At 33.8% G+C, this 20,908-nt stretch carries 20 protein-coding genes, 4 tRNA genes and 1 rRNA gene; 7 read left to right on the top strand and 18 right to left on the bottom strand.

The annotated features are described in order from the left end of the window. The 17 genes from QM923_RS08645 to QM923_RS08565 all read right to left on the bottom strand — a co-directional run. A 16S ribosomal RNA gene (locus QM923_RS08645) occupies positions 1 to 79 on the bottom strand; the annotation flags it as partial. A gap of 228 nt (positions 80 to 307) precedes the next feature. After that, positions 308 to 379, bottom strand: a tRNA-Glu gene (locus tag QM923_RS08640). A gap of 160 nt (positions 380 to 539) precedes the next feature. Beyond that, a complete protein-coding gene (gene ftsH, locus QM923_RS08635; RefSeq protein ID WP_036756480.1) occupies positions 540 to 2,498 on the bottom strand; it encodes an ATP-dependent zinc metalloprotease FtsH in 1,959 nt (652 codons plus the stop codon). A gap of 16 nt (positions 2,499 to 2,514) precedes the next feature. Continuing rightward, positions 2,515 to 3,057: a hypoxanthine phosphoribosyltransferase gene (gene hpt / locus QM923_RS08630; RefSeq protein WP_004250918.1), complete on the bottom strand. Its 543-nt coding sequence runs from the start codon at positions 3,055 to 3,057 to the stop codon at positions 2,515 to 2,517. Positions 3,058 to 3,061: 4 nt separating this feature from the next. After that, a complete protein-coding gene (tilS, locus tag QM923_RS08625) occupies positions 3,062 to 4,339 on the bottom strand; it encodes a tRNA lysidine(34) synthetase TilS (protein WP_414291546.1) in 1,278 nt (425 codons plus the stop codon). Then, positions 4,336 to 5,604, bottom strand: coding sequence for a serine hydrolase (locus QM923_RS08620; RefSeq protein WP_414291545.1), 1,269 nt, complete (start codon positions 5,602 to 5,604; stop codon positions 4,336 to 4,338). The genes tilS and QM923_RS08620 overlap by 4 nt, the downstream gene beginning before the upstream one ends. Then, positions 5,597 to 5,719, bottom strand: a complete 123-nt coding sequence (locus QM923_RS08615; protein WP_004250924.1) for an SP_0009 family protein — start codon at positions 5,717 to 5,719, stop codon at positions 5,597 to 5,599. Before QM923_RS08615 ends, QM923_RS08620 begins: the two co-directional genes overlap by 8 nt. A 6-nt stretch (positions 5,720 to 5,725) precedes the next feature. Beyond that, complete coding sequence (locus QM923_RS08610; protein ID WP_004250925.1) at positions 5,726 to 6,094, bottom strand: septum formation initiator family protein; 369 nt, start codon at positions 6,092 to 6,094, stop codon at positions 5,726 to 5,728. Then, positions 6,087 to 6,353 (bottom strand): RNA-binding S4 domain-containing protein, encoded by a 267-nt coding sequence (locus QM923_RS08605; RefSeq protein ID WP_004250926.1) that lies wholly within the window; start codon positions 6,351 to 6,353, stop codon positions 6,087 to 6,089. The genes QM923_RS08610 and QM923_RS08605 overlap by 8 nt, the downstream gene beginning before the upstream one ends. A 65-nt stretch (positions 6,354 to 6,418) precedes the next feature. Continuing rightward, on the bottom strand, positions 6,419 to 9,922 hold the full coding sequence (gene mfd / locus QM923_RS08600) for a transcription-repair coupling factor (protein ID WP_414291553.1): 3,504 nt from the start codon (positions 9,920 to 9,922) through the stop codon (positions 6,419 to 6,421). Next, entirely contained in the window at positions 9,915 to 10,484 is a 570-nt protein-coding gene (pth, locus tag QM923_RS08595) for an aminoacyl-tRNA hydrolase (RefSeq protein WP_004250929.1), read from the bottom strand. Before pth ends, mfd begins: the two co-directional genes overlap by 8 nt. 72 nt (positions 10,485 to 10,556) lie before the next feature. Next, on the bottom strand, positions 10,557 to 11,672 hold the full coding sequence (ychF, locus tag QM923_RS08590) for a redox-regulated ATPase YchF (RefSeq protein WP_195184356.1): 1,116 nt from the start codon (positions 11,670 to 11,672) through the stop codon (positions 10,557 to 10,559). 84 nt (positions 11,673 to 11,756) lie between these two features. Next, positions 11,757 to 11,951, bottom strand: a complete 195-nt coding sequence (locus QM923_RS08585; RefSeq protein WP_004250933.1) for a DUF951 domain-containing protein — start codon at positions 11,949 to 11,951, stop codon at positions 11,757 to 11,759. Between the two features lie 66 nt (positions 11,952 to 12,017). Beyond that, a complete protein-coding gene (gene dnaN / locus QM923_RS08580) occupies positions 12,018 to 13,154 on the bottom strand; it encodes a DNA polymerase III subunit beta (protein ID WP_006154821.1) in 1,137 nt (378 codons plus the stop codon). A 158-nt stretch (positions 13,155 to 13,312) separates the two neighbouring features. Then, positions 13,313 to 14,671, bottom strand: a complete 1,359-nt coding sequence (dnaA, locus tag QM923_RS08575) for a chromosomal replication initiator protein DnaA (RefSeq protein WP_414291544.1) — start codon at positions 14,669 to 14,671, stop codon at positions 13,313 to 13,315. A 212-nt stretch (positions 14,672 to 14,883) separates the two neighbouring features. Then, positions 14,884 to 15,645: a ParB/RepB/Spo0J family partition protein gene (locus QM923_RS08570; protein ID WP_414291543.1), complete on the bottom strand. Its 762-nt coding sequence runs from the start codon at positions 15,643 to 15,645 to the stop codon at positions 14,884 to 14,886. A gap of 56 nt (positions 15,646 to 15,701) precedes the next feature. Beyond that, a complete protein-coding gene (locus QM923_RS08565; RefSeq protein WP_414291542.1) occupies positions 15,702 to 16,886 on the bottom strand; it encodes a S1C family serine protease in 1,185 nt (394 codons plus the stop codon). A 186-nt stretch (positions 16,887 to 17,072) separates the two neighbouring features. Here QM923_RS08565 and rlmH point away from each other — a divergent pair, with 186 nt between their 5' ends. The 7 genes from rlmH (at position 17,073) to QM923_RS08530 (ending at position 20,244) form a co-directional block, all read left to right on the top strand. Beyond that, positions 17,073 to 17,552, top strand: coding sequence for a 23S rRNA (pseudouridine(1915)-N(3))-methyltransferase RlmH (gene rlmH, locus QM923_RS08560; RefSeq protein ID WP_414291541.1), 480 nt, complete (start codon positions 17,073 to 17,075; stop codon positions 17,550 to 17,552). A gap of 41 nt (positions 17,553 to 17,593) precedes the next feature. Further along, positions 17,594 to 17,667: transfer RNA gene (locus tag QM923_RS08555), tRNA-Arg, on the top strand. A gap of 164 nt (positions 17,668 to 17,831) precedes the next feature. Beyond that, the gene (gene comC, locus QM923_RS08550) at positions 17,832 to 17,957 is read left to right on the top strand and encodes a competence-stimulating peptide ComC (protein ID WP_414291540.1); all 126 of its coding nucleotides are present in this window, start codon (positions 17,832 to 17,834) and stop codon (positions 17,955 to 17,957) included. Between the two features lie 16 nt (positions 17,958 to 17,973). Beyond that, positions 17,974 to 19,293, top strand: coding sequence for a competence system sensor histidine kinase ComD (comD, locus tag QM923_RS08545; RefSeq protein WP_414291539.1), 1,320 nt, complete (start codon positions 17,974 to 17,976; stop codon positions 19,291 to 19,293). Then, positions 19,290 to 20,042 (top strand): competence system response regulator transcription factor ComE, encoded by a 753-nt coding sequence (gene comE / locus QM923_RS08540; protein WP_414291538.1) that lies wholly within the window; start codon positions 19,290 to 19,292, stop codon positions 20,040 to 20,042. The genes comD and comE overlap by 4 nt, the downstream gene beginning before the upstream one ends. A gap of 51 nt (positions 20,043 to 20,093) precedes the next feature. Further along, positions 20,094 to 20,165, top strand: a tRNA-Glu gene (locus QM923_RS08535). Between the two features lie 5 nt (positions 20,166 to 20,170). Next, a tRNA-Asn gene (locus QM923_RS08530) sits at positions 20,171 to 20,244 on the top strand. A 39-nt stretch (positions 20,245 to 20,283) separates the two neighbouring features. Here the strand turns inward: QM923_RS08530 and QM923_RS08525 are convergent. After that, entirely contained in the window at positions 20,284 to 20,826 is a 543-nt protein-coding gene (locus QM923_RS08525; RefSeq protein WP_414291537.1) for a TetR/AcrR family transcriptional regulator, read from the bottom strand. Between the last annotated feature and the right edge of the window lie 82 nt (positions 20,827 to 20,908).

Below are 20,908 nucleotides of genomic sequence, written 5' to 3'. Positions count from 1 at the left end.
TCCTCCTTCAGCGTTCTACTTGCATGTATTAGGCACGCCGCCAGCGTTCGTCCTGAGCCAGGATCAAACTCTCATTAAAAGTTTGAGTTCTCACTCATTTCTGTCACTGACAGATTTATTGTTTTTTCATTGTTCAGTACTATAACCTTAAGTTATAGTGCCCTGCACATTGGTTCGTCTTGTTCAGTTTTCAAAGGTCTTTGTCGCGCTTACGACAACTATATTAGTATATCACAGTCACTTTTCTCTGTCAACAGGTTTTTTTAACTTTTTTTAAATCCTATTTCCATCAACCGCGATATACCCATAGTCCGTACGGGATTCGAACCCGTGTTACCGCCGTGAAAAGGCGGTGTCTTAACCCCTTGACCAACGGACCTGAGCTTTTTAACTCTTTCTATTATACCCACTTTTAGAATCTTGTCAACTAGTTTGATTTGTTTTTCTGAAATTTTTTTCTAGTTTTTCATAGATTGGTTTTTATAATAAGAAAGAGAGGATATAATAGTATCCTCTCTTGTATCTCGTCTACCAATATTTTAGTTTTCTTCAGCCATTTTTGATTTGACTTCATCATATGATAGGGCACGTGATTCCTCTTCTACTGATTCAGGCATTTTCCCTGTTTCATAAAGAGATTTGATTTGTGTACTATCCAATGTTTCATATTTCAATAAGGCTTCTGCAATTAATTTATGCGTTTCACGATTTGATTGAATAATTTCAGCTGCTTTATTACGTGCTTCATTCAACAATGCTCGAACTTCTTCATCAATTTCATAAGCTGTACGCTCTGAAATAGATTTTTGTGGAGTTTGAGCACCAAACATTGCATGATTTCCTTCGTATTGAACAGGTCCAAGTTTTTCACTCATACCATACTCCGTAACCATTGCACGCGCCATTTGTGTAGCTTGCTCAAAGTCGTTTGATGCACCTGTTGTTTGGACATTAAAGATGATTTCTTCAGCAACACGTCCACCCATCAAACCAGCTAATTGTTCTTTCATATCTTCTTTAGACAGCAACATTTGATCTTCTTTTGGAAGAGCAATCATGTAACCACCTGCACGACCACGTGGAACAATTGTTACCTTATGAACGACACGCGCATTTGATAAGACTAACCCTACGATAGTGTGCCCGGCTTCGTGATAAGCAACCATTTCACGTTCTTTTTGGGAAACAGTTTTATCTTTCTTAGAAGGCCCTGCAATAACGCGATCTTCTGCCTCATCAATATCAGAAGCATCAATGACTGATTTGTTGCGACGGGCAGCAACTAATGCCGCTTCGTTTAATACATTTTCTAAATCAGCACCAACAAAACCTGGAGTTTGTTGTGCTACTAACTTCAAATCCACATCTTCTGCTAGAGGTTTATTTCTAGCATGGACTTTCAGAATTGCTTCGCGTCCTTTAACATCTGGACGACCAACCAATACTTTTCTGTCAAAACGACCTGGACGAAGAAGTGCTGGATCTAATACGTCAGAACGGTTTGTTGCCGCAATGACAATGATTCCTTCATTTCCTTCAAAACCATCCATTTCAATCAAGAGTTGGTTCAAGGTTTGTTCACGTTCATCATTACCTCCACCAAGACCGACTCCACGTTGGCGACCAACTGCATCAATTTCATCGATGAAGATAATAGCTGGTGCTGCTTTTTTAGCATCCTCAAAGAGTGAACGTACACGGCTCGCACCGACACCGACGAACATTTCTACGAAGTCAGAACCTGAAATACTAAAGAACGGTACTCCAGCTTCTCCTGCTACTGCTTTAGCAAGTAATGTTTTACCAGTTCCCGGAGGTCCTTCTAAGAGAACACCAGCTGGGATACGAGCACCTAATTTTGTAAAGCGTTTTGGATCTTTCAAGAATTCAACAACTTCAACAAGTTCTTGTTTTTCTTCTTCAGCTCCTGCTACATCTGAAAAGCGTACTTTGATATCTTCCTTATTAGCAGCCTTAGCTTTACTGCGTCCAAAGCTCATCGGATTGCGTCCGCTATTTCCTCCCATATTTCCCATCATAGAAAATAGGAAGAAGAATAAAATGGCAAATGGCACTACCGAAACTAGGATGTTAATCCACATACCACTTGAGCTTTCGTGCTTGACTTCAACTTGTGTTTGGTGTTCACCAGCTAGTTTTTGCAAATCTGCTACAGTAGTATCCGATGGAAGAATAATACTTGTAAATTTTTCTACTTTTGTTGCAGAAGGTGTGAAAAACTGAATCCCTGTTTCCGGTTTTTCTGTTTTAGCAGTTTTATAGACACCAGACACTTCAATAACACTACCACTTGGTTGATAGGTTATTTCTTTTACATTGTCATTAGTGATTTCCTGCACCAATTCTGAGTATTTAATTTGTTGACTATGCCCTGCAGCCCTTCCAGCAAAGAAGTACTGGAATCCCGTTACTAACAAGAAAATCATCAACAAATAAAGAAATGGATTTTTTATAAAACCATTATTTTGTTTTTGCATTCAACAACTTACCCTTCTATTTTGAGTAAACTTCCTCTTTCAATACGCCTACATAAGGAAGGTTACGATAATTTTCATTATAGTCTAAACCATAGCCTACAACGAATTCATTTGGAATTGTAAAACATGTATAATCTGCTTCGATTTCTACAGTACGTCCTTCTGGTTTATCCAGCATAGTAACAATCTTAACAGACGCTGCTTCTCTCGCAGTAAACATATCTCTCAAGCTTTTTAATGTTTGTCCAGTATCAATAATATCTTCTACAAAGACAATGTGTCTACCTTTAACATCTTGAGTTACATCTTGTTTGATATTAATGACACCACTACTTACAGTTCCACCATGATAACTAGAAACCATCATAAAATCCATTTCAAGATGAGTGTCGATATATTTGACTAATTCTGCCATAAAAGGAATGGATCCTTTTAAAATTCCAACTAAAATCGGATTCTTACCTTCGTAATCTTTTGTCAATTGAGCACCTAACTTCTTAGCTGCTTCTGTAATTTCATCTTGCGAAATCATAATTTTCTTGATGTCTTGTTCTAACATGATTTTACCTATCTATTTTTTCTATATAAAGTATAGTGTTCATTATATCATTTTTCATTTTTATACTCAAATCACTGAGTTCAATTCCTAAAATTGAACAAATCTTTCCGAATTGCTCAACAATAATCGCATTTTTTCGTTTTTCTGCAGGAATTTTTAAATCAATAAAAAGTCGCCTTACTTTTTTTCGATGACCATTTATTATCAAATAATCACCTGGCTGTCGATGTCGCAAAATCAATGATGTTTCACGGGAAACATTTATTTGTTGAACATTTTCACCTTTTAGAGGAATTCCAAATGAAAATAGAAAACCTTCATAATAAACTTGATTTTGATAGTTTAACACACACTCACTACTTTTTTCATCAGACTTTGGTCTGATTTTACCAATTTGAAAGTGCTGGTATTCTTTTATAAGTTCATAACCATTTTTTATACTATGGCGATACTGACTCTTAGTTTTTAAAATATGATGAATTTCTTGAAATTGTTCTCTTGTTACATTTAAATCAGCAAAACGACTAAGGTATTGTTGTAGTAAAACTCTTTGTGTTGCTTCGGAAAAAGATAAAAACTGAGTTAAATCTTCCACATCAACCGCTTGAGATAATTCAGCCAGAGCAATTTGATAATCAGAAACTTCTTTTCCAAACTCTGAAATTGCTTTTTTTACCTGAACATTTTCTTTTTCTAACTGTGGCAGATAGAGGTTGCGAATACGATTGCGAAGATAGTGATTTTCTTTATTCGTTGAATCTTCAAAATGCTCAATTTCAGGAAAATCCTTCTTATAAAAAGACAACAAAGGACGAATCAACTCTCCCTTATCAAACATTTGTCTTTCTTTAATAGCTGATAAATGTTGTAGTCTAACACCTCTAATCAATCGCATAAAGATTGTCTCAACTTGATCATCTGCATGATGAGCTGTTACAAGAGCTGTAGATGAAGTTTTCTCCATCACTTCTCTAAAAAATTCATAGCGAAATTGACGAGCATTCGCTTCTGAAAAATCTCCAGTAAAACAAGCTACATAAATTGGAACTCCAGCTTGTTCAGCTAATTTTCTTAATTCATTTTCTTCCTTATCTGACTCCGGTCGTTGTTTATGATTTACATGAGCTAAAAACAATTCAATACCAAGTTCTTTTTGATAGGTCAAAAGAAGTTGAAAAAGAAACATCGAATCCAACCCACCAGACAAGGCTAGCACAACTCTTGAATGTCCTTCAAAGTAACCTTTTTCTAGAAAATGATTTAAAAAATCTCGGTCTCTCATTTTAGGACCTCGTAGACATCCTTAGCAATTTTAGAAATGGTATCATAATCAGAATTTTTGGTAAAGATTGAAATAATGAAAGGAGAATCTGTGTAGACTATTCCTACATCGTGTTTAAATTCATCTGCATCCCCAATTTTATGGGCTACCTTAGCAGAAATATTCTTAGCAATCCGCTGATTATCAAAAGATGTTTGTGAAAGGGATTCTAAAACAAAACCATTCTGATTATAAATAGATTCCATAACTTGACCAGCCATTTTAGCTGAAGCCAATTTATCTGTCACATCCCATTCCTCACCTGCGATAGTAGTCATTTCTTTTTTAAAGGCTTCATCTGATTTATTCGTAATATAATAACCAAGAATATTATGAGCTACATTGTCAGATTCTTTTGCTGTTTTTGTAATTAAATCTTTGATTGTGTATTCTTTATTGTCCGCTGTTTTAGGGAGACTTCCACTTCCTTCGGGCTTATAAGAACCAGGGAAATCATTAACTTCGGAAACATACTTCAATTTCGTGTCAAGTTGGTAATCACCTTGATTGATTTTTTCCTGAACAGAATAAAGATAAGGTAATTTCATAACACTAGCAGCGTACATTTTTTGATTTTCATTAATGCCAGCTTCCTTACCTGTACTCAATTGTTTAATATAAATAGAGAACTGTTCATTTTGATAATTTGCAGATAGCAACTCTTGTACTTTCTGAATACGATTATCATCATCGGAAATATAATCCGTCGAAATCCAGCCTGTTTGCTTGATATGTAAGAATTCACGACCTTCAGCAAAAATAGACATATCTGCTTCAACTTCTTGATAAGGCGCTAAAGTAGACTTTAATTCTTGTTGATCATAAGGACTATTATAAACGACAAATCCTGGTTCTAGCCATACTCGCTTAGAAAAATCGTTTACGATGGAACTATCGTATAAAAATCGTTTATCAGCCATTACAAATTGATTATTTGACAATTTAAAGACAGGCTGTCCTTGTTTATTTAATCGCCATTCTAAAACAGATAATTTTGTTTCCGCATTGACTTTTCCTGATTCTTTAATCAAGTCTTCTGTAGAATAAACTGGCGTCTCACCATAAAATTTTGGAGATTCTATAGTATCTTGATAATAAAAATGATACGGAGTATGAGTTAAAGAATAAACTTCTTGTTTTGGAATTATAACTGGATTCTCAGTGCTTACTACTTGAACGCTTTTTAGGAAAATAGGAAGTAGTAATATCACTAAAAATTTACGCATTCTTTTTCCCCTCTTCTTCTTGTAGTCGTAACAGATGATTCTTTTGAGCTAACTCATCTAATTTTTCATCTGACTGACTTAAAAATTTTTCGATAATATCTAATAAATTTTCCATTTCGCATTACCTAGGAAGTAAGTCCGGAATTGTATAAACTTCCTCCCATGTTTTTGAATAATAATATTTTGCACGGGAATATTTAGCCGCATAGGATTCATCTTTTAGCTTAGTTGCTAAACTAGCTTCTTTATCCTTTTCATCGCTCAAGTCCTGATATTGTTTTTTCAAATCAGCTAGTTGCTGGCGACGTGTTAGTAATTGTTGGTAACTTTGTGCTAAATTGTAAGTTGGTAATATGAATAGCAACATAATCAAAATCAAAACCCAACCCATAAAACGATTACGTTTTTGACGTTCTTCCATCATGTATTTACGTCGTTGGTGTTCATTTTGAATAAATGAATTATTCATTTGGACTATTTTTTTATACATCGTCTTCTACCCTTGTTTCACTGATAATTTCATACATTCCAGCTGCATCTTCTTTTTTTGTGCTATCTTTCATTTCGAGCACCTTTACAAGCAACAATTTATTTCCAAAACGAATTTCAACCTGATCATTGATTTTTAAATCAGTTGAACTTTTAGCAAGGATACCGTTTACCTTGATTCGCCCTTTATCTGCAACTTCCTTAGCTACCGTACGGCGTTTAATAATTCGTGATACTTTTAAATATTTATCTAATCTCATCTTATAATACCTCAAATTATTATTGTACCATTTTTATCCCTTTTATAGAAGAAAAAAGGTAATCCCTAATGTAACTCTTTTAAGTCTTTTATCTTCGCTAACGATTCTCCAAAGGTTAAGAGTCCTTCTAAAATCTCATAGTCTTTTTTATTTCGAATATCAAAAACAACTTCGATTAAACCTTGATTTTCAGAAATATTAGCCTTCAAATTTGTCTGAGAAAGAGCCTGGAAATAATCTTGTGTTAAAAATAGCTGTTGTGATATTTTTTCAAATTGAATGACAAGCTTATTATTTCTTCTTTCAACTCGATTGACAAATACTTTATCTAGATAAGCTTTAGCTAATCCAATTTCTAAGAGGTAAGCAACTACATCTGGATACTCTCCAAATCGGTCTATCAACTCATCTTGTAATTCTTCATAGTTGACACGGTTGTCAATTTGACGAATTCTCTTGTAAATCTCAATTTTATGTCGTTCATCTGAAATGTACTCATCCGGGAGATAGGCATCAATTTGTAGAATTAACTCAGCATTACCTTTTTCACGTTTCTTATCAGTTCCATTCTTCTTAGCAATTGCTTCTTCCAGTAATTGAGAATAGAGTTCAAAACCAACTGAATCAATAAAACCGGACTGCGAACTTCCCAAAAGATTACCCGCTCCACGGATGGATAAATCGCGCATAGCGATTTTGAAACCAGAACCCAATTCGGTAAATCCCTTGATAGCTTCTAATCTCTTTTCTGAAACTTCTGTCAAAGATTTGTCAGGTCGATACATAAGATAGGCATAAGCGATACGATTACTACGACCAACCCGACCTCTTAATTGATACAAGGTAGACAGACCCATGTGATCCGCATTTTCTATAAACAAGGTATTGGCATTTGGAATGTCTACCCCTGTTTCAATGATTGTCGTAGTTACTAAAATATCATATTCACCTTCAATAAAGTCAAGTAGTGTATTCTCCAAACGAATTTCACTCATTTGACCATGAACAAAACCAATAGAAGCTTCAGGAATTAACTCTTGTAACTCTGAAACCTTCTTTTCAATCGTGTCAACTTTATTGTAAAGATAGTAAACCTGACCACCACGATCAATTTCTCTCAATACAGCATCTCGAATGACACGATCATTCTGTTCAAGGACATAGGTTTGTACAGGATATCGATTGGTTGGGGGAGTTTCGATGACAGATAAATCTCGAATACCTAGCATAGACATATGTAGAGTTCGAGGAATTGGTGTAGCTGTCAAAGTTAAGACATCAACCTTCTTTTTTAATTCCTTCAAAGCTTCCTTATGTTTAACACCGAATCGTTGTTCTTCATCGATGATGATCAATCCTAAATCTGCAAATTCAACATCTTTAGACAAAACTCGATGGGTTCCTATCAGGATATCAACTTGGCCTTTTTTCAATTTTTCAAGTGTTTCAGTCTGCTCTTTTTTACTTCTAAAACGACTTAATACATCTACATTGACAGCAAACTGCTCAAATCTTTCCTTGAAATTACTATAATGTTGCTGAGCCAAAACTGTAGTAGGTACTAAAACAACAACTTGTTTATGATTGTTGACAGCCTTAAAAGCAGCTCGCATGGCCACCTCAGTCTTACCAAAACCAACATCTCCAACCAAAAGTCTATCCATTGGTTGAGATGCCTGCATATCCTTTTTAATTTCATCTATACTTCGAAGTTGGTCCTCAGTTTCAACATAAGGGAAAGCCTCATCAAAAGCAACCTGATCTTCATCATCTTTTGAAAATGCAAAACCTTCAAGTTGACTCCTCTCTGCATATAACTTAATTAAGTCATCTGCAATATCTTCAACTTGATTTTTAACTTTTTGCTTAGCTTTTTTAAAACGTCCATCGTTTAATTTGTTTAACTTTGGAGCCTTACCGTCACTTGAAACATACTTAGATAAGGTTTGGATTTGTTCTACAGGGATAGAAATTCGATCTCCATTTTGATATTGGATACTTACATAATCTCGGTGAATCCCTTTGAGTTCAATCGTTTCGATTCCTAAATATTGACCAATTCCATGGATTTGGTGGACAACATAGTCTCCTTTTTGGAGCTCATTATAATCCTTTAATCTTTCAGCATTACTGATATTTTGTCTTCTATATTTGCGTTTAATCTTCTTTTTGAAAATTTCATATTCAGTGATGAATACAAGATTCTCATCCACAAAATGAAAACCATGACGAAGAGTTCCTTCAACAAGATTGACAGTTCCTTTACAGATTTCACTTTGATTACTGTTGTCAACTTTAATGCTATATTCATCAAGAATCGTTGATAGTTTTTTTAGTTCTATTTGGCTGCTTGATTGAAGAACAATCGTATATTTTAATTTTTTATAGCGTTCAATTTCTTCTTTCAGAAAAGAAAACTGATTGAAGAACTCTTGCATAGGATATTGATTAAATTGATAAAGATGATCAAATTTTAGATTTCCAAGTCCCTTTTGAAAATTAGAAAAGAAGCTAGCTGGTAAATATTTTTTAAACTGACTTTCTACATCAGCAAAATATTGTAAACTTGATACAGTTTTACTGTTGTGTAAATCTTCTGTAAAGTAGCCAGCTGTTTCCTTATCAAAAATATCATACTGATTCATGATTTTTTGAAAATCATCAAAGATAATAGGCGCTTGGTTCAAGTAGTCAATCAAGGTCCACTGTTTTTTATAAAAAACAGACAAAAATTTACGAATATCAGCATGAAGAACTTGCTCTTTCGCACAACTAAAAACTTCTTCTAGGTACGACTTTAATGTAGGTGAAATAGTTTTATCAATCTCATGTTCTAAGAATTGTTGACCACGATTGTAATCTTCAATAGTTAATAAAATGTCACTAGCTGGATATATAGAAATTTCTAACCGACTTTCTTTTGATAATTGTGTATCTGCGTCGAATTCTCTAATCCCATCTATTTCATCACCAAAAAATTCTATTCGGTAAGGAGATAGTTGTGAAGTTTCAAAAATATCTAAAATATCCCCTCGAAGACTAAATTCACCTTGACTTTGAACTTGAGTAACTTTTTTATAACCAAGTGAAATCAATTGATTTTTTAATTCTCTTTGTTCACATTCTTCGCCAACTTCAAGTTTTAACACACTGTTATCAAAGACTTGAGGATCTGGTAAGAATAAACGGCTAGCTGCCATGTTACAAACTAGTATTCCTTTTTGAGATTTATCTCTTAGAAAACGCAAGGCTTCAACTCTTGAAAAAATCTTTTCTTGAGACGATACTAAAAATTCTACCATTGGTGAATCATCTACTAAAAATGGATAAACCATATCAGTACCCAGGATAGAAATTAAATCATTTACTAGACGCTCAGCTTCTCCATAAGTAGATGTCATTACTAAAATCTTGTTCTGATATTTAACACTACTTGCAATAGCTAAAGACTTTGCTGAACCAGAGAGACCTAGTAGTAATTCCCTCTGCTTGAGAGATAAATGCTCATCCCATAATTGTATCTGCTTGTTCTCTAAAAAGAATTCGATTAATGACATTCCCTTACCCATTGTATTTCTGCATTGTTTTTTCAAAGTTTTTCTCTTGTAAATAATAATTTACAGCATCGTCAACCTTGTCAATAGACTGTAAAATACCTATATAGTCATCCTTGTCAAATTTACTCAAAACGTGGTGAACAACAGACATTCCTTTTTTAGGTCTACCGATACCAATCTTTACACGATTGAAAACCTGTGTACCAATATGTTGAATAATTGACTTGATACCATTATGACCGCCAGCTGATCCTTTAGCGCGAAGTCGAATTTTTCCTACTTCCATGTCAAGATCATCGTAAATAATCAGTAAATCTTCAATATCTAAACCATAGTAGGTTAATAAAGCATGAACTGCTTTCCCACTTTCATTCATAAAAGTTGTTGGTTTCACTAGATAAATTTTTTCACCATTAAGGAAAAATGAAGCTAATTCAGCTTGGAATATTTTATCGTGTGTAAAGGATACATTCTGTTTTTTTGCTAGTTGGTCAATCAACATAAAACCAACATTATGCTTTGTCTCAAAATATTTATCCCCTGGATTTCCCAATCCTACTAGTAATTTTGTCATTTAAATTTCCTTTCAAAAGCCAAAAGGGTTGGAATTTTTTTCCAACCTAATTGACACTATTAAAAATGTTGATTATACATTAAAGCGGAATTCCATAATATCGCCATCTTGAACGACATATTCTTTTCCTTCTTCACGCAAGCGTCCAGCTTCTTTTACAGCCTTTTCAGATCCGTATTTAATCAAATCATCATAAGACATAGTCACTGCACGAATAAATCCTTTTTCGAAGTCAGAGTGGATAATTCCAGCAGCTTGAGGAGCTTTCATGCCACGTTTAAAGGTCCAAGCACGAACCTCTTTTTCACCAGCTGTGAAGTAAGTTCCAAGTCCAAGTAGATGGTAAGCAGCACGAGTCAACTTATCCACACCTGATTCTGTCAAACCAATGGCTTCAAGAAACTCTTTTTTATCTTCATCGTCTAATTCAGAAATTTCTTCTTCAGCACGCGCAGAAATCACCACTACCTCTGCATTTTCTGTTGCTGCGAATTCACGAATCTGCTTCACATAATCAATAGAATCTGGGTCTCCAACAACATCCTCATCAACGTTAGCTACATAAAGAACTGGTTTCGTAGTCAAGAGGAAAAGACCTTTGACAACCTTTTGCTCTTCATCTGTAAATTCAATAGTACGAGCTGATTTACCGTCTTCAAGGACAGGTTTAATCTTTTGGAGAACGTTAAATTCTGCAACTGATTCCTTATCTTTTTGTGTACGTGCCATCTTTTCCACACGCGCATAGCGTTTATTAACAGATTCTAAGTCAGCAAGAATCAATTCTAGGTTAATGGTATCAATATCTGCCAATGGATCTACAAAAGCATCTTCACGACCTTGCTCACGCATGACATTTTCATCATCAAAGGCACGAACTACATGGACAATGGCATCAACTTCACGAATATTGGCCAAAAATTTATTTCCAAGACCTTCTCCTTTAGAAGCACCTTTTACAATCCCTGCAATATCTGTAAATTCAAAGGTTGTTGGGACTGTCTTCTTAGGAGTAATCATTTCCGTCAATTTTTGGAGGCGTTCATCTGGAACTTCTACCATCCCAACGTTTGGGTCAATAGTTGCAAATGGATAGTTTGCAGCCTCTGCTCCTGCTTTTGTAATTGCGTTAAATAGGGTTGATTTACCAACGTTTGGCAAACCCACGATACCTGCTGTTAAAGCCATAATTTCTCATTCTCCGTTCACATTTCAATCTTCAATATTATAACACAAAAAGGGAAAACTTGCTAACCCTCTAACTCCTTGCATTTAGTCGATAATTTTACTCATTTTTCTTTCAAAATCATAGCGACTCATCATGACAACATGATCACAATTACTGCATTTTATTTTGATATCTGCACCTAGACGTGTAATTTCCCAACGATTGGCTTTTTTACCTGTAGATTTGATTGTACAGGCATGTGGTTTTTTCATTTCAACAAAATTTCCAACTTGATACATACTACTCTCCTTTTCATATTTCTGATTATATCATAAAAGAGGTGAGCTAGGCTCAACCTCTTTCCATTAATTTGTACGAACCGGTGTAATCAGCTGCATGAAATCTTCATCTGTATCAGCTGGTACCAAGGTAAATGGACGAACTGCTGAAATGAAGCTGATTGTTACCTTTTCACTATTCAAGGCTTTTAGTGCTTCAATCAAGTAAGTTGGGTTAAAGCTAATAGTTAAATCTTCACCAGATACAGCAATTGTATCGATTTCTTCGTTTACTTTACCAACTTCTGGAGAATTTACATGAGCTGTAACTACTCCTTGTTTGATTTCTAATTTTACAGTTCCATTTTGAGTAGCACTTGATAAAAGACGTGCACGTTCCATAGATTGACGTAGATTAACAACATCAAAAGTCACTGTCGTATTAAAATCTGTTGGAATCAGACGATCTGTATCAGGATAATTACCTTCTAAGAGACGTGTATAGAAGCTAATATTTTCGCTTCTAAAGAGAATTTGATTGTTTGCGAAGAAAATCTCTACTGTTTCAATATCGTCCGTAAAAACAGCTGAAAATTCGCGTAGAGAGCGACTTGGGATGACAACATCAAAATTATCACTATTTTTCTCAAGAGTTAATTTTTTCTGACTGAGACGATGTGAGTCTGTTGCAACTGTTTTTAATTCTTGATGATTACTCAAAACAAAGTGAACACCAGTCAAAATAGGACGACTTTCTTGTACACTAGCAGCAAAAGCAGTTTCATTGATAATTTTCTTAAGAAGTTTTGTTTCAAGAACTAGAGGATTACTTGCTGCGATTTCCTGAATACGTGGATACTGTTCGCTGTCTTTTCCTTTCAGAGTAATTTCTGATTTTCCACTTGTTAGTACAATTTGATGTTGTTCAATCTCTTTGAAATCAAGCGTCACATCTGGAAGACTTGAGACTACATTGATAAAGAATGAAGCTTCTAGAAGGATAGAACCTAAAGAGTTAATCAAAAGACCTGCATTTTCATCTTTTTGAGAAATGAAATTCTCAATTGAAATTTGACCATTTGATCCAATTAATGTAATTCCTTCGTTAGTCACATCAATTTTAATAGTTGATAAAACAGGAATAGCATTTTTTGAACTAATAGCACGTTTAGTAATATTTAATGATTGCAGGAATAAATTTTTATTAATAGAAAAATGAATCATGGAATCTCCTTTATTTATTTTTATTATTAGAAGGTTAATAGTAATAGTAGTCTGTGTGAAAACTGTGGAAAACCAAGTTTAGTTTAGAAAAATCAAGAAGTTATACTTGTTTAAAATTTGTTAATAAATCAGTAAAATTTTAAACACTTATCCACAAGTTATTTGATTTTCTTTTTGATGGTTTCGATTTCTATACGTAATTTATCATCAGTTTCAATCATAGATTTGATTTTTGCATGAGCATGAATGACGGTTGTATGATCTTTACCACCAAATTCTTTTCCGATTTTTGGAAGACTGTTATCAGTTAATTCTCTAGCTAGGTACATAGCAACTTGGCGAGCTAGAACAATATTCTGAACACGTCTAGTTCCCTTCATCTCCTTAACGCTCACATCATAAAATTTTCCAACTTCCTCTTGGATTTTTTCAATCGGAATGACGATCATGGTGCTGCCGCTTTGTTTTCGAGCACGTATAGCTTCAGATGCAATATCAACAGTTATAGTGTTGATTTGTTTAACTTTAGCCATGAGACTAATATCTTTAAGGGCACCTTCTAATTCACGTACATTTGAATCAAACTGGCCAGCCAAATATTCGATTGCGTCAGGTTGAAAATGATAATCAAGATCTTCCGTTTTACTGTTTAAGATAGCAATGCGAGTTTCAAAATCTGGAGGAGTAATATCCGTTGTTAGTCCCCATGAGAAGCGCGTGACAAGACGCTCAGGTAGATTTTCCAGTTGTTCTGGCCTGCGGTCACTCGTTAAAACAATCTGTTTATTATTACTGTGAAGTTTATTAAATGTATTGAAAAATTCATCCTGAGTTTGTACTTTATTTCCACTAAGAGATTGAATATCATCAATAAGTAGGAGATCTAGGCTTCGATAGGTTTTTTTAAAATTATCCATATCATTGAGTCTTAGATGATCTAAAAATTCATTAATAAAGCTTTCAGCAGGAATGTATTTAACACGCGCATTAGGATTTTTTTTAAGAATTTCATTCCCCAAAGCATTGAGCAAGTGAGTTTTTCCTAAACCGGGTCCTCCATATATAAACAGAGGATTATAAGTTAGTCCAGGATCTTCCGAGACGGCTAAAGCAGCAGACTTAGCCCAAATATTTCCATCACCTTGGATAAAATTATCAAAAGTATAGATGTCTCTTAATCCTGTTTCTGAATAGGGTATAGATTTTTTAATTTCTTCCTGTTGATGATTACTGTTTTCAACATTGCTTGCTATATCGGAGGTATTAGAATCTTCTTTAGTCAATACATATTGAGCTTTTATTTCAGTGTCATAGATTTGGAAACCGACAGCTACAATAATATCATTGAGTTTTGTACTCCAAACCATTTCCATTTCAGATCTTGGTAAAAATATAGTAGCTACGTTTCCCTCAACCTTTATTAATTCAGCAGGTGTTGCGTAGAAATCAAACATTGACCGTGTTAATCTCTCTTTAGCTAATTCTAAAATCTGATTCCAAAATTGTTTTTCTTTCAACAACAAACTCCTCCTTTTCTAAATGGTGTAATCTTAATCACTATTTTATCATATAGCAAGCAATTTTTCCACAACTTGTGAAAAACAATCCACAATGTTTAAAAGATTTATCCACAACTTGTGGATAAAAGCCCTAGATTTTGATTTTATTGATTTTTTCTCTACTAATACAGTGGATAAGTATGTGATTTGAGAAAAATAAAATAACAGCCTTATTTCAGGCTGTTAATAAAACGTTGGTACTCTTCTTGATTATGAAAAGAAATGGTTATTTTCCCAGCTTCCTTCTTTTTGAGACTAATCTGGACATCTAACCCCAGCAATTTTTTTAAATTTTCTTCTTCTTCTTTGATAAAGTGATCTTTTTCTTTGGTTTTCTTCTTATTTTTTTCTTCTTTAAGTAGATGTTCCACCTGTCGAACCGATAAATCCTCTGTCTGAATGCGATAGAGTAATTTTTTTTGTTCGTCAGTAGATAGTTGAATAAGGAGTCTAGCATGTGCTTGAGATAATTTTCCAGCTTCTACCTCGTTTAAAATAAAATCAGGGAGCGTTAGCAAGCGAACAAGATTGGTAATATACGGACGTGATTTCCCCATTTTTGCAGCAATGTCTGCGTGAGTATATCCTTTTTCAATTAAAGATTGATAAGCTTTTGCTTCTTCAATCGGATTTAAGTCTTCTCGTTGTAAATTTTCAATGATTGAGTGAACCATCATATCCTGATCAGATAATTTTTTGATGATTACAGGAACTTCTGTGAGCCCAGCTGCTATTGATGCCCGATACCGTCTTTCTCCAGCTAGAATTTCGTATCCGATAACTGGAGATTGACGAACGATAATGGGTTGAATTAAACCATTTTCTTTAATAGATTGGGCAAGTTCTTCAATTTTTTCTTTTGAAAATTCTTTACGAGGTTGATAGGGATTTTTTTGAATATCACTGATACGAATTAGTTTGAGTTCTTCCATATCTCTACAGTATCATATCTTTAATATTCTGTAAAGTAGGTTTACAAATATGTAAACTATTGATTTAAATCGCTTGTACTCTTATCTAGTTTGATTGTAGTTTTTTCTTCTTTACCATTACGGTAATAAGTTACAGTCATTTCATCTCCAATAGAGTGACTGTATAGCGCATTTTGCAATTCAGTAGTAGAAGAAATCTTAGTATCATCTACTTTTGTGATAACATCATACTGTTGTAAATGTCCATTTGCAGGCATGTTCTTTTGAACAGAACGAACAGCTACACCAGAAGTAACGTTTTCAGGAAGTTTTAATTTTTTTAGATCAGCAGTACTAAGGTTTGTCAAATTAACCATGTGGATACCAAGAGCTGGTCGAGTTACTTTTCCATCTTTTTCCAACTGTTTAATAATATTCTTAACATCGTTTGCAGGAATAGCAAAGCCAAGACCTTCTACGGATGTCCCACCATTTGAGGCAATTTTACTTGATGTAATACCGATAACTTGTCCCTGAATGTTAATCAAAGGACCTCCAGAGTTACCAGGGTTAATAGCTGTGTCTGTTTGGATGGCATTTGTTGAAATAGCTTGTCCATCTTCAGATTTCAAAGAAACGTGTCTGTTCAAGCTTGATACAATCCCTTGTGTAACTGTATTTGCATATTCTGAACCTAAAGGACTACCGATTGCGATAGCTGTTTCCCCGACAGCTAATTGACTTGAATCCCCAAATTCCGCTACTGTAGAGACCTTTTCTGAAGATATTTTCACTACTGCAATATCAGAATAGGTATCAGAACCAACAATTTCACCTGGTACTTTTGTTCCATCTGCTAGACGAATATCAACTTTTTTAGCGCCACTAATAACGTGAGTGTTGGTTACAAGATAAGCATCATCCCCATCTTTTTTATAGATAACCCCAGAACCTTCACTGTTAATTTGTTCAGTGTTTGAATCTGTATCAGTATCATCAGTTCCAACAAAACTACCTTGAGAGTTTTCTGAATAAGTGATAATCGATACAACTGCATCTTTAACTTTATCTACAGCCTGTGTGATAGAATTTTCATTTTTCGAAGCCGTCTGAGTGACCGCTGTACTATTTTGTTCTCCATTTCCTTGTTTTTGGTTGAATTGAAGAACAGTCAAACTTCCTAATAGACCACTAAAAAAGCTAATAAGTATAACTAGTAAAAGTTGTCCAATTGTTTTTGAAAACTTATTTAAGTTTTTCATACAAATCCTCCATATTTGATTTATTAGTGAAAGTATAAAATTATTAACTTAATCCTAGCTTAAAAAAGCTAAAGTTTTTAACAATCTGTGGATAACTGATTAAAACTTGTGAATTTATTGTGTTTTTTTACCTTTTTCATTTGTGAATAAGATGTGAATAGAATGCGATTATGATAAAATAGAAGCATGAAAATAAAAATTGTAACAGTTGGAAAACTAAAAGAAAAGTATCTCAAAGATGGAATTGCAGAATATTCTAAAAGAATATCACGATTTGCTGCTGTAGAAATGATTGAATTAGCTGATGAAAAGACACCCGATCGTGCTAGTGATTCTGAAAATGAAAAAATCTTGGATTTAGAGGGAAATAGAATTCTTTCTAAAATTGGTGATAGAGAATTTGTTGTTGTTTTAGCCATTGAAGGGAAGACATTATCTTCTGAAGAATTTAGTAGCCAATTAGAACAAGCTTCTATTAATGGTTATTCAACCTTAACATTTGTGATTGGTGGGAGTTTAGGACTCACTCCTCAAGTAAAAAAGCGTGCGAATCTATCCCTTAGTTTTGGTCGTGTAACTCTTCCTCACCAATTAATGCGTCTAGTTCTTGTAGAACAGATATACCGAGCTTTTACTATCCAACAAGGTTCTCCCTATCATAAATAGGATTGACTATTCTCAATTATTTTGATAAGATAAACTAGTTAGGTCTCATAGCTCAGCTGGATAGAGCATTCGCCTTCTAAGCGAACGGTCGCAGGTTCGAATCCTGCTGGGATCATATACTAGATTTAACGCTGGGGAAACCCAGCGTTTTTTGTAAAAAATGACAGTTCAGGTACAAAAATGTGCAGTTGAGAATGAATTGTTTAAAGACATACTCCGTTTTGTATAATAGGCTTGTAAGTTGATTTACAAGAAAAAAACAATAAAGGAGAATTTAATATGGAAAAAACAGTTAAATTAGAGCAGTTCAAAAAACTTACAGAAAAAGAATTACAGGAAATCCAAGGTGGGGATTGGAGATTTTTAAACTCAATACGTGAACTTATATTTCCAAAGAAAAAATAAATAAAAGGTAAAAGTAATGGATTTATTTGGATTATTAATAGCTATTTTCTATTTTTTTATAATTAGCAAAAGTTATAGATGGATATGTAAAGTAACTAGAAAAGAACAATTTATTTTTCTTTGTTATACACTTATTTCAGTGTTGTTACTTGAGGAATTTATTAATCTATTAAACTTAGGTGGCTTTGGTATATCTAAATTTTTATTTCCATTACTTGTTTCCATTTACCAGATAGAATTAAAGAAATACAATAAGTATAAAGGAATATTTATCAGTCTACTATTATCTTTATTATATCATAGCACTCATACTTTTTTATCCGTAACCATATCCTCTATAACAGGTGATTCTTTTGTAACAAAATATGAAGATTTTTTCTTTTTAGTAGTTTTATTACTAACTTATTTTATTATAAAAAAAATTATTACTTATTTTCACCTTGAACTTAATTATTTTGACAGAGACTACCTCTATCCATTTCTAAAGAAAGTTATACTTGCTTTCTTTGCTTTACATGTTCTATCACTCATTTCAGATATGGTAAGTACTCATGCGCATTTTAATAGTTTTGGTAGTATTTTAGCAACAATTGTCTTTATTTGTTTGCTACTAATCTTCTTCGCTATGAATTCTCATAAGGTGCGAGTTGAAAAAGAAATAGCCCTAAAACAGAAAAAATTTGAACAAGAATATTTACAGACTTACACAGATGAAATTGTGGCTTTGTATAATGAAATCCGTGGTTTTCGTCATGATTATGCAGGGATGCTTGTCAGTATGCAAATAGCGATTGACAGTAAAGATTTACAGGAAATTGACAGAGTTTACAATGAAGTCTTGGTCAAAGCTAATCAAAAATTACGTTCAGATAAGTATACATACTTTGATTTAAACAATATAGAAGACTCAGCTTTACGAAGTTTGATTGCTCAATCTATTGTATATGCCAGAAATAATGACGTAGAGTTTACACTAGAAGTAAAGGATATTATCACAAGGTTGTCAATAGATTTACTTGATCTTGTGCGTATTATGAGTGTATTATTGAACAATGCCGTTGAAGGTGCTGCAGAAAGTTATTTGAAAAAAATGGAAGTTGCAGTGATTAAGATGGATTTGGAAACAGTTATCGTGATTCAAAATTCGTGTAAAATTACCATGATACCTTCAGAAGATTTGTTTGAACTAGGTTTTTCTACTAAAGGTAGAAATAGAGGAATAGGACTTAAAAATGTTAAAGAAATTTTGGATCAGTATGAAAATATCATTTTAGAAACAGAGATGGAAGATAGTACGTTTAGACAGATTATTAGATTTAAGAGAGAGTTTGAATGAAAGTATTAATTTTGGAAGATGTTATTCAACATCAAGTCAGACTAGAAAAAACCTTGGATGAAATTTCAAAGGAATTAAATATTCCTATTTCTTATAAAACAACAGGTAAAGAACGAGAATTTAAGGAATATATCGAAAATGATGAAGTAAATCAGCTTTATTTTCTAGATATTGATATTCATGGAGTTGAGAAAAAAGGATTTGAAGTCGCACAGTTTATTCGTCACCACAATCCCTATGCAATTATCGTATTTATCACTAGTAGATCAGAATTTGCTACCTTAACGTACAAATATCAAGTATCAGCTTTGGATTTTGTTGATAAAGATATCAATGATGAGTTATTTAAAAAACGTATCGAACAGAGTATCTTATATACCAAGAGTATGCTACTTGAAAATAAAGATGTTGTGGATTATTTTGACTATAACTACAAAGGAAATGATTTAAAAATTCCCTACCATGATATTTTGTATATTGAAACAACAGGAGTATCTCATAAATTAAGGATTATTGGTAAGAATTTTGCTAAAGAATTTTATGGGACGATGACGGATATTCAAGAAAAAGATAAAGATACTCAAAGATTCTATTCCGCTCATAAATCATTTCTTGTCAATGTAGGAAATATTAGGGAAATTGATCGAAAAAATTTAGAAGTGGTTTTTTATGAGGATCATCGTTGTCCAATTACCCGTCTAAAGGTACGGAAATTAAGAGATATTCTGGAGAAAAAATCTAAAAAGTGATTGACAATTAGTAAGAAATTGATATAATGGTTATATCTGCTACAGATAGATGGTCCGTTGGTCAAGGGGTTAAGACACCGCCTTTTCACGGCGGTAACACGGGTTCGAATCCCGTACGGACTATATTATCCGCCATAGCTCAGTTGGTAGTAGCGCATGACTGTTAATCATGATGTCGTAGGTTCGAGTCCTACTGGCGGAGTCAAGCAAAAAGAACACCATTGGTGTTCTTTTTTTGTCTCTAATTTGCATCTCCCAACATTTTCATAAGAAAGTTTGTCATTTCTTGTGGACTTTCTTTTTTTCCATGAGCAATCCAGGTTTGGCATACACCAAATAGTGCGTTTGTTAGATAAATACTGCTATACTCTAACTCAATATTGTTTAAATTTAATTGCATAAAGCGTTTTTGGAGGTCAGTGCTAAGCATAATGTGAAGTTTATTTCTCAAGAAGTTTTGTATCTCTTTTGTACCATTTTCAGATAGAAGAGCAGCTAGTAAAGGTTCAGACTCTAAGTATTCAAACACTTCTAGAATAGCATCTCTTTTATGATTTGCGTGTTTTTGGAAAATATACTCAAAGGTATGAAAAAGCTTACTTTGGTAATGTTCAATCATATCATACTTATCTTTGTAATGAGTATAAAAACTAGAACGACTAATTCCGGCTCTTTCTGCCAGCTTAATAGTGCTAATTTGATCAAATGGTTGTTCCGTTAATAATTGAACCATGGCGTTCTCAATAGTACGTTTGGTTTTTAAGCGTTTGTTGCTCTCTTTCATAGTTCCTCCTTGTGAACAAAAATAGACTTAGTGTCTAAAAATGATAATTTTGACTTGTAAATAAGAATTTTTAATGTATAAT

The organism is Streptococcus infantis, from assembly GCF_047463275.1.
GTDB classification, from domain to species: domain Bacteria; phylum Bacillota; class Bacilli; order Lactobacillales; family Streptococcaceae; genus Streptococcus; species Streptococcus infantis_AF.
Note: the sequence above shows the minus strand (reverse complement) of the source record. Positions and strands in the feature narration are given on the sequence as shown.

Excerpts from the sequence above, each read along its gene's own strand:
- rlmH (WP_414291541.1), top strand. The coding sequence starts at position 17,073 with ATGAAAATAAAAATTGTAACAGTTGGAAAACTAAAAGAAAAGTATCTC.
- dnaN (WP_006154821.1), bottom strand. The coding sequence starts at position 13,154 with ATGATTCATTTTTCTATTAATAAAAATTTATTCCTGCAATCATTAAAT.
- comC (WP_414291540.1), top strand. The coding sequence starts at position 17,832 with ATGGAAAAAACAGTTAAATTAGAGCAGTTCAAAAAACTTACAGAAAAA.
- QM923_RS08525 (WP_414291537.1), bottom strand. The coding sequence starts at position 20,826 with ATGAAAGAGAGCAACAAACGCTTAAAAACCAAACGTACTATTGAGAAC.
- QM923_RS08605 (WP_004250926.1), bottom strand. The coding sequence starts at position 6,353 with ATGAGATTAGATAAATATTTAAAAGTATCACGAATTATTAAACGCCGT.
- QM923_RS08610 (WP_004250925.1), bottom strand. The coding sequence starts at position 6,094 with ATGTATAAAAAAATAGTCCAAATGAATAATTCATTTATTCAAAATGAA.
- comE (WP_414291538.1), top strand. The coding sequence starts at position 19,290 with ATGAAAGTATTAATTTTGGAAGATGTTATTCAACATCAAGTCAGACTA.
- QM923_RS08620 (WP_414291545.1), bottom strand. The coding sequence starts at position 5,604 with ATGCGTAAATTTTTAGTGATATTACTACTTCCTATTTTCCTAAAAAGC.
- QM923_RS08565 (WP_414291542.1), bottom strand. The coding sequence starts at position 16,886 with ATGAAAAACTTAAATAAGTTTTCAAAAACAATTGGACAACTTTTACTA.
- QM923_RS08585 (WP_004250933.1), bottom strand. The coding sequence starts at position 11,951 with ATGTATCAAGTTGGAAATTTTGTTGAAATGAAAAAACCACATGCCTGT.
- ychF (WP_195184356.1), bottom strand. The coding sequence starts at position 11,672 with ATGGCTTTAACAGCAGGTATCGTGGGTTTGCCAAACGTTGGTAAATCA.
- QM923_RS08570 (WP_414291543.1), bottom strand. The coding sequence starts at position 15,645 with ATGGAAGAACTCAAACTAATTCGTATCAGTGATATTCAAAAAAATCCC.
- tilS (WP_414291546.1), bottom strand. The coding sequence starts at position 4,339 with ATGAGAGACCGAGATTTTTTAAATCATTTTCTAGAAAAAGGTTACTTT.
- mfd (WP_414291553.1), bottom strand. The coding sequence starts at position 9,922 with ATGGGTAAGGGAATGTCATTAATCGAATTCTTTTTAGAGAACAAGCAG.
- pth (WP_004250929.1), bottom strand. The coding sequence starts at position 10,484 with ATGACAAAATTACTAGTAGGATTGGGAAATCCAGGGGATAAATATTTT.
- hpt (WP_004250918.1), bottom strand. The coding sequence starts at position 3,057 with ATGTTAGAACAAGACATCAAGAAAATTATGATTTCGCAAGATGAAATT.
- ftsH (WP_036756480.1), bottom strand. The coding sequence starts at position 2,498 with ATGCAAAAACAAAATAATGGTTTTATAAAAAATCCATTTCTTTATTTG.
- QM923_RS08615 (WP_004250924.1), bottom strand. The coding sequence starts at position 5,719 with ATGGAAAATTTATTAGATATTATCGAAAAATTTTTAAGTCAGTCAGAT.
- comD (WP_414291539.1), top strand. The coding sequence starts at position 17,974 with ATGGATTTATTTGGATTATTAATAGCTATTTTCTATTTTTTTATAATT.